Here is a 6,943-nt window from a genome sequence, read left to right as displayed (position 1 = left end):
ATCACCACGTCTTTTTTCATTTCGACCAGGCGCTTGGCTTTTTCCAGCACCATTTCGGCAACTTGCACGTGGCGCGTGGCTGGCTCATCGAAAGTCGATGCCACTACTTCGCCGCGCACCGAACGTTGCATTTCGGTGACTTCTTCCGGACGTTCGTCGATCAGTAGGACGATCATCACGGTATCTGGATGGTTGGTGGTAATCGCATGCGCAATGTGTTGCAGCATGACCGATTTACCGGACTTCGGCGATGCCACCAGCAGGCCGCGCTGGCCCTTGCCGATTGGCGCGATCATGTCGATGATGCGGCCGGTGATGTTTTCTTCGCCGCGCATTTCGCGTTCCAGCGGCAGCGGTTTGTTGGGGTGCAGCGGCGTCAGGTTTTCAAACAGGATGCGATGCTTGGAAGCTTCCGGCGATTCGCCGTTGACCTTGTCGACCTTGACCAGTGCGAAATAGCGCTCGCCGTCTTTCGGCGTGCGCACTTCACCTTCGATCGAATCGCCGGTATGCAGATTGAAGCGGCGGATTTGCGAAGGCGAAATATAAATGTCGTCGGTGGACGCCATGTAGCTGGCGTCGGGCGAGCGCAGGAATCCAAAGCCGTCCGGCAGAACTTCAAGGGCGCCATCGCCAAAAATTTGTTCTCCTGATTTCGCGCGCTTTTTCAGGATCGCGAACATCAGTTCTTGTTTGCGCAGACGCGCTGCGTTATCGATGTCCAGGCCGATTGCCATTTCTAGCAGGGCAGAGACGTGTAACGCCTTCAATTCAGATAAATGCATAGGTATGAGTGTCCCGGGACGGGAAATATTGGGTGGGGGAGGGAACTGCGTGGTGTGTAGTCAGTAAAACACAAGCGGCGATGCGGGCGCACCGCCGCGGTTGTTCTTATAGGTTTTGATCGATGAATGCGGTCAGTTGGCCCTTGGCCACTGCACCAACTTTTTGCGCGGCAGGAACGCCGTTCTTGAACAGGATCAGTGTCGGAATGCCGCGGATGCCGTGCTTGGCAGGCACTGCCTGATTGGCGTCTACATCCATTTTGACGATCTGCAGCTTGTCACCGTATTCCTTGGCAACTTCTTCCAGAATCGGCGCAATCATTTTACATGGACCGCACCACTCAGCCCAGAAATCGACCAGGACCGGTTTGTCGGATTTGAGTACATCTGCTTCAAAAGATGCGTCGGAAGTATGTTTAATATGTTCGCTCATGGTTTCCTCAGTGTGAGGGAAAAAGAATCAATGTATGCCAAGGACGACTTACCATTCCTGCTTGGTGGTTGCCATCGGCGGCCCCTTAGTCTATTGAAAAAGTGGGGATGCCGTGCGCGAATTCAAGTTTTTGTGGGTGCGGTAAGAGGTGTTGCGGCGTGATAGTCGCTAAATCATAACCGATTTTAATAAAAAGTGGCGCGCGCTTATTTTTTAAGGGGCTCGCATGAATTGATAGCCAATTGTTGCAAAAAAGAGCCTCGCGCCCAGGTGCCGATTCCTGAAATCAGAGTAGTGCAGATTAATTCTCGCCGGCGTTACAGTGAGCTACATGCCCATAAAATCCATTTGAATTGCCCCCGCTGCCAGTTTCTGGCGCAGCGCAGCGCGCGCTGCTGGCATCCTGTCGCCAGCGCGATTGCGCGCTGGTTGCCTTGCCCGTTGCCGCTGGCGACATTGATCAGCCGTCAGGCGCAGGCCATTCTCGATCAGGAAGAGCTGGAGCATTTCTTCAACCCGGCGCTACACCTGCAGGCACGCAACGAAATGGAAATCATCGTCGACGGTGCCGTGCTGCGCTTCGACCGTGTGGTGATCTTTGAAGAAGAAGTGTGGATACGGGATTACAAACGCAATCTGCTCGACAGCGAGCGCGCCGCCTATGCCGCGCAATTGCGCAGTTATCGTTCAGCGGCGCTAGCGGTAGTCTCTGGCAAGCGCCTGCGCACCGCACTGCTGACGGGGGCAGACGCCTGTCGGAGATTGATTGAGATGGATGCGGATGGTGCGAATGCTACGGATTGTCTGGATTGCGTGGATTGTGTGGATTGATCGAGCTTGATTCAGGCCGCGGCAGTTTAGCGATGTTGCGGCGCTGCGTATTTCTTTTCCAGGCGGCTAACCAGCATTGCCAGAACCATGGTCATGGCGAAGTAGACGACTGAAATCGTGATATACGGTTCCCAGTAGCGCGCATAGGCGCCGGCGACAGTTCTCGCGGCGTAAGCCAGTTCTGCCAGGCCGATGGCCGATACCAGCGACGAATCCTTGAGCAAAGTGATGGCTTCGTTGCCCAGCGGCGGCAGCATGCGGCGGAATGCCTGTGGCAAGACGACGTAGCGCATGGTTAATTTGTAGCCCATGCCGAGGCTGGAGGCGGCGTAGGTCTGGCCGCGGTCGATCGACTGTATGCCGGCACGAAAAATTTCCGAGATGTAGGCGCCGGCGTTCAATGACAGCGCGACGACGCCGGAGATGAAGGCGCCGTAGTCTTGTTTGATGGTGCGCGCCAGGTTGCCAGAGATCAGCAGACCGTCATCTTGGTGAATCAGAATCGGCATCAGCGCAAAGTGGATCAACAGGATTTGTACGTACAGCGGGGTGCCGCGGAAGAATGCTACATAGAAGCCAGCCACGCCCTTGGTCAGACGGAACGGCCATTTCCATGGGCCGTGCTTGATATCGGCCAGGCGCAACATGCCCAGCATTAAACCGATGACGGTGCCGATGATGATACCGATCACGGCCACCTGAAGCGTCATGAAGAAGCCCTTGATGAATAGCGGCGCGTAGCCCTGTATGATGCTCCAGCGAAAATCCATAGGTATTATTCAGAAAAAACTGTGCGACTGAGCGAGGAGATGCGCAACCCGCAATAGTGATGTTATTGCGACTCCGGGGTTGCGCCTGAGGCTAACGAAAATTGGAGAAAAGTTAGCTGAAAACCGGGGATGAATTATGCAGCAGCCTTCGCAGACCCAAAAAATGGCCGGTCTGCGCGGGATTATTTGCCGTTGCCGAAGTACTGCTCGCTGATCTTGGCAAAGCTGCCGTCGGCCTTGATGTCGGCCAAGCCCTGGTTGATCTTGGACGGTAGTTCGGTATTGCCTTTGCGTACCGCGACGCCATAATACTCTTTCGGAAAGTCAGCGTCGGAGACTACGCGCAACCTGGCCGAAGGATTGTTGTTGATGTAGTTCTTCACCACCGCGTCGTCAGCCACCACCGCATCGACGCCGCCGCTTTCCAGTTCCTTCAGGGCCAACGGGGTTGAATCGAAACGCTTGATGCTCTGATTGTTTTTGCCGACCAGATTTTGCACCACGTCATCGCCGGTCGTCGCGCTTTGCACGCCGATCTTGAGTTTTTTCAGATCGTTGAATTGCTGTACTGTCGTGTTGCTCTGACTTACAGCGATCAACTGGCTGGCTTCGAAATAGGGTTTAGAAAAGTCAACCGTTTGCTTGCGCTCGTCGGTGATGGTGATCGCCGAAATCAGCAGATCGCGGTCGCCTTGGGCCAGGAAGTTGAAGAAGCCCTCGAATGGCGTCGGAACGAATTTGACTTCGATGCCGGTTTTGGCGGCAATCGCCTTCATCACATCGATATCGAAACCGACGACTTCCTTATTTTCGTTTTCCGAGGAGAGTGGCGCATACGCCGATTCGACTCCGACGACGTACAGGTTTTGTTTGGCTGCCGCTATCGGCGTTTCTGTTTTTTGCCGCAGGCGCCGACCGCGATCAGGCTTAGGGTGAGCGCGCACAGCGGCAGGTAGCGGGTAAGGACTTTCTTCATGATGCTCTCAAAAAATAAGGCGCTCAGCGTGCCGGCAACGTCTGCTGCCTGGACATGGCGCCGTTCAGGTTGGTAAAGATTTACTGTTTGTTGTCCGCAAAATATTTTTTATAGATGCGCTCTTGGGTGCCATCGGCCTTGATTTGTTGCAGCCCATAGTTGATTTTTGCCAGCAGCTCCGGGTTACCCTTCTTGACCGCGATGCCGTAGTGCTCGTCGGGAAAGCCTGGATCGTCGACGATGCGGAAATTCTTGCCCGGATTGTTTTTGACGAAATGGGTGACGACGCCATTGTCGCCGACCACAGCGTCAACACCACCGCCTTCGAGTTCCTGAAATGCCAGCGGCATCGATTCGAAGCGCCTGACGCTGGCGCTGTTCTTGCCGATCAGCTTTTGCGCCGCCTCATCGGCAGTGGTGCCGCTTTGAACACCGATCTTGTGTGATTTCAAATCGTCGAAACTGGTGATCTTGGAGTTGGCAGGCAGCACGATCAACTGCCTGGCCACGAAGTAAGGCTCAGAAAAAGCCATGCTTTGCTTACGCTGCTCGTTGATCGTAATGGTGGAAATAAGAATGTCGCGGTCGCCCTGGATCAGCGCGTTGAACAGACCGTCGAATGGCGTATTGATGATCTTGATCTTGATGCCGGCCTTTTCGGCCACGGCTTGCATCGTATCGATATCGAAACCGACCAGTTGCTTCTGCTGATTCTCAGAGGCAAACGGGGCATAGGCAGCGTCGGCACCGACAACATATTCAGCGCCGCCAGGATTGGCCGCAGTTGCGCCGTCTTCTTTCTGGCCGCATGCAGCCAGCGCCAGTAGCGAACTGGCCAGCACTAGCGCCGTCAGGTATCGTATTGTCAAAGTCGCTCCCGGATTATTTGGTGCTGTCGGAAAAATATTTGGCGTAAATCTGGTCATAGCTGCCGTCGGCCTTGATCGCTGCGAGCCCCTTGTTTACTTTTTCCAGCAGTTCGGTATTGCCTTTTTTTACGGCAATGCCATAGTACTCTTTCGGAAAGGCCGGGTCGGAAATGAACCGGAATCCGTCGGATGGATTGTTCTTGATGTAATTCTTGACGACGCCGTTATCGGCCACCACTGCCTCAATGCCGCCGCCCTCCAGTTCCTTCATTACCAACGTTGCCGATTCCAGACGCTTGATGTTGGGATTGCTTTTGCCCAGTTCCTTTTGCACGATCTCGTCGCCTGTAGTGGCGCTTTGTACGCCGACTTTCAGGTTCTTCAGATCTGCGAAACTGGTGACCTTGGAATCCTTCGGCACCACGATAAGTTGATTGGCTTCAAAATAAGGATCGGAGAAGGCGACGTTCTGCTTGCGCTCTTCGGTAATGGTGATAGCTGAGGCCAGCAGATCGCGGTCGCCCTGGGTCAGAAAGTTGAAGATGCCTTCGAACGGGGTGTTGACGAACTTGATGTGGAAGCCGCCTTTGTCGGCGATAGCATTCATCACGTCGACATCGAAGCCGACGATTTCTTTCTGTTCGTTCTGATATTCAAAGGGCGCAAAAGTCGCCTCGGCGCCGACCAGATAGACGGTCTGCTGCGCAGCAGTTGCGGTTTTGGGCTCTTGCTTGCCGCACGCTGTCAGTAACAATGCAGCGGAGAGTGCGCACAGTCCGAGAGTGAAAATTCGCTTCATTCGCTTCATTGAGTATCTCCTAAAAATTCAACATCAACATCAAGACTTCAACATCAAACCGGTAAGCTCTATCTGCCCGTTCGTAGCTGGACAGCAACGGTTTTATGTATATTATTTGGCAATAACAGGTGTGACAGCCCGCTATTGTAGATTCATCGATATAAATAACAACGGTTTATATGAACAGATGATAAATAATGCAATCTGCCGAGATGCCGGTGCCGCCGCAAATTCAGGGTTGCCGCTTAGCGCAGACCTTTGAACGCAGTCGACAGCGGCAGAATACTGCCGGTCTCGCTGCCGTCGTAGCCCGCCAGCCGATTGACGATGCCACGAAAAATCTGCGATTGCAGAATCTCGATCACCTGCTGTACCAGCGGATCTTTCATGGCTTCGGCCGAGACTGCAAAGAAATAGCGTTCTCTGATCAACGGAATGAAATCGAGGCCGAAGCGTTCGGCAGCCGTTTGTACGCCAAAGCCAACATCTGCCATGCCGCTGGCGATGAAGGCAGCGATGGCTGAATGGGTGAATTCGGCAGTTTCGAAACCGTCAATTGCGCTAGGTGAAACGCCTTCCTTGGCCAGCATCAGTTGCAGCAGCATGCGGGTGCCGGAACCGATCTGGCGGTTGACGAATTGCACGCCGTCGCGGCTTAAATCGCCCAGCCCGGTGATGTGCTTCGGGTTGCTGGGCGCGACCATCAAACCCTGGCTGCGCACTGCCAGATGGATCAGGCAATGCTTGTGCCTGTCAAGCCACTGGCTGTAGAGCGCCATTGCGGCGTCTTCGAACTCACCCAGCGGGACATGAAAGCCTGCCAGATCGCATTCCTGATGCGCCAGCGCCGCCACTGCATCGGCACTGTTACGATAGCGCAGCTCGACCGGCAGATTCCGTTCATTCAGTTGATTCAGCAACGCTGCAACTGCAAAACCGTGGCTGGCGTTGAGTCGAATCACTTGCGGTTGCGCAGCCACCGCCTTGCTCAACTCCCACTCCAGTTCAGACGACAGGCTTTCCAGGATCGGCGACAGACGTGCCGCAACCCGCCGTTCAGCCCAGATAAGTTTTTCCGCCAGCGGCGTCAGATTGCTGCCGCGTTCGCGCCCGGTGCGGATCAGCGCATGGCCGAACATTTTTTCAGCATCGCGCATGATGCCCCAGGTATGCCGGTAAGAACTGCCGATCAGCTTGGCAGCCTTGGCAATCGAGCCGGTTTGCTGGATCGAGTTTAATAAAGTCAACAGCACAGCGGTATCCAGCGGCGAGTCGTTATCGCGCGAGATTTCCCAGTGGGGTTTGATGTTCACTTTATACATATATGCAAAATATAGCCTATTGAGTCCGGTGAGTGGTAGTGATACTTTTTCCAGCAATAGGGCCAAGAGTAGAGAATAAAGAGTAGCGAGAAAATATTTCTCAGATAAAACTATATGTTGGCTTTTACATATGGTGCATATAAGACTTTTTATTTCCG

The 6,943-nt window shown here is 54.1% G+C and carries 7 protein-coding genes and 1 pseudogene; 1 reads left to right on the top strand and 7 read right to left on the bottom strand.

The window, feature by feature from the left end:
* Both rho and trxA read right to left on the bottom strand, forming a co-directional pair.
* A partial coding sequence (gene rho / locus ACIQ0R_RS10155; protein WP_395826810.1) for a transcription termination factor Rho occupies positions 1 to 785 on the bottom strand: 785 nt, incomplete at its 3' end.
* Between the two features lie 106 nt (positions 786 to 891).
* Complete coding sequence (trxA, locus tag ACIQ0R_RS10150) at positions 892 to 1,218, bottom strand: thioredoxin TrxA (protein WP_395826808.1); 327 nt, start codon at positions 1,216 to 1,218, stop codon at positions 892 to 894.
* 348 nt (positions 1,219 to 1,566) lie between these two features.
* Here trxA and ACIQ0R_RS10145 point away from each other — a divergent pair, with 348 nt between their 5' ends.
* Positions 1,567 to 2,049 carry a hypothetical protein gene (locus ACIQ0R_RS10145; protein WP_395826806.1) on the top strand — a complete coding sequence of 161 codons (483 nt, stop codon included), beginning with the start codon at positions 1,567 to 1,569 and terminating at the stop codon, positions 2,047 to 2,049.
* Positions 2,050 to 2,075: 26 nt separating this feature from the next.
* Here the strand turns inward: ACIQ0R_RS10145 and ACIQ0R_RS10140 are convergent, their stop codons facing one another.
* From ACIQ0R_RS10140 to ACIQ0R_RS10120, 5 genes and pseudogenes are all read right to left on the bottom strand, one after another.
* On the bottom strand, positions 2,076 to 2,819 hold the full coding sequence (locus ACIQ0R_RS10140) for an amino acid ABC transporter permease (protein ID WP_395826803.1): 744 nt from the start codon (positions 2,817 to 2,819) through the stop codon (positions 2,076 to 2,078).
* A 182-nt stretch (positions 2,820 to 3,001) separates the two neighbouring features.
* Positions 3,002 to 3,795 (bottom strand): annotated as a pseudogene (locus ACIQ0R_RS10135) (basic amino acid ABC transporter substrate-binding protein).
* A gap of 80 nt (positions 3,796 to 3,875) precedes the next feature.
* Positions 3,876 to 4,664, bottom strand: a complete 789-nt coding sequence (locus tag ACIQ0R_RS10130; protein WP_395826800.1) for a basic amino acid ABC transporter substrate-binding protein — start codon at positions 4,662 to 4,664, stop codon at positions 3,876 to 3,878.
* A gap of 13 nt (positions 4,665 to 4,677) precedes the next feature.
* On the bottom strand, positions 4,678 to 5,472 hold the full coding sequence (locus tag ACIQ0R_RS10125; protein WP_395826798.1) for a basic amino acid ABC transporter substrate-binding protein: 795 nt from the start codon (positions 5,470 to 5,472) through the stop codon (positions 4,678 to 4,680).
* 236 nt (positions 5,473 to 5,708) lie between these two features.
* Positions 5,709 to 6,785 carry a substrate-binding domain-containing protein gene (locus ACIQ0R_RS10120; RefSeq protein WP_395826795.1) on the bottom strand — a complete coding sequence of 359 codons (1,077 nt, stop codon included), beginning with the start codon at positions 6,783 to 6,785 and terminating at the stop codon, positions 5,709 to 5,711.
* Positions 6,786 to 6,943: the final 158 nt, after the last annotated feature.

Source organism: Collimonas sp. (genome assembly GCF_044339385.1).
In the GTDB taxonomy this organism is placed as follows: domain Bacteria; phylum Pseudomonadota; class Gammaproteobacteria; order Burkholderiales; family Burkholderiaceae_D; genus Collimonas.
The sequence above is the reverse complement of the archived record's forward strand: the minus strand, read 5'-3'. Positions and strand labels throughout refer to the sequence as shown.

Bases quoted from the DNA above. Each gene is read 5' to 3' on its own strand.
- trxA (WP_395826808.1), bottom strand. From the start codon at position 1,218: ATGAGCGAACATATTAAACATACTTCCGACGCATCTTTTGAAGCAGAT.
- ACIQ0R_RS10140 (WP_395826803.1), bottom strand. From the start codon at position 2,819: ATGGATTTTCGCTGGAGCATCATACAGGGCTACGCGCCGCTATTCATC.
- ACIQ0R_RS10125 (WP_395826798.1), bottom strand. From the start codon at position 5,472: ATGAAGCGAATGAAGCGAATTTTCACTCTCGGACTGTGCGCACTCTCC.
- ACIQ0R_RS10120 (WP_395826795.1), bottom strand. From the start codon at position 6,785: ATGTATAAAGTGAACATCAAACCCCACTGGGAAATCTCGCGCGATAAC.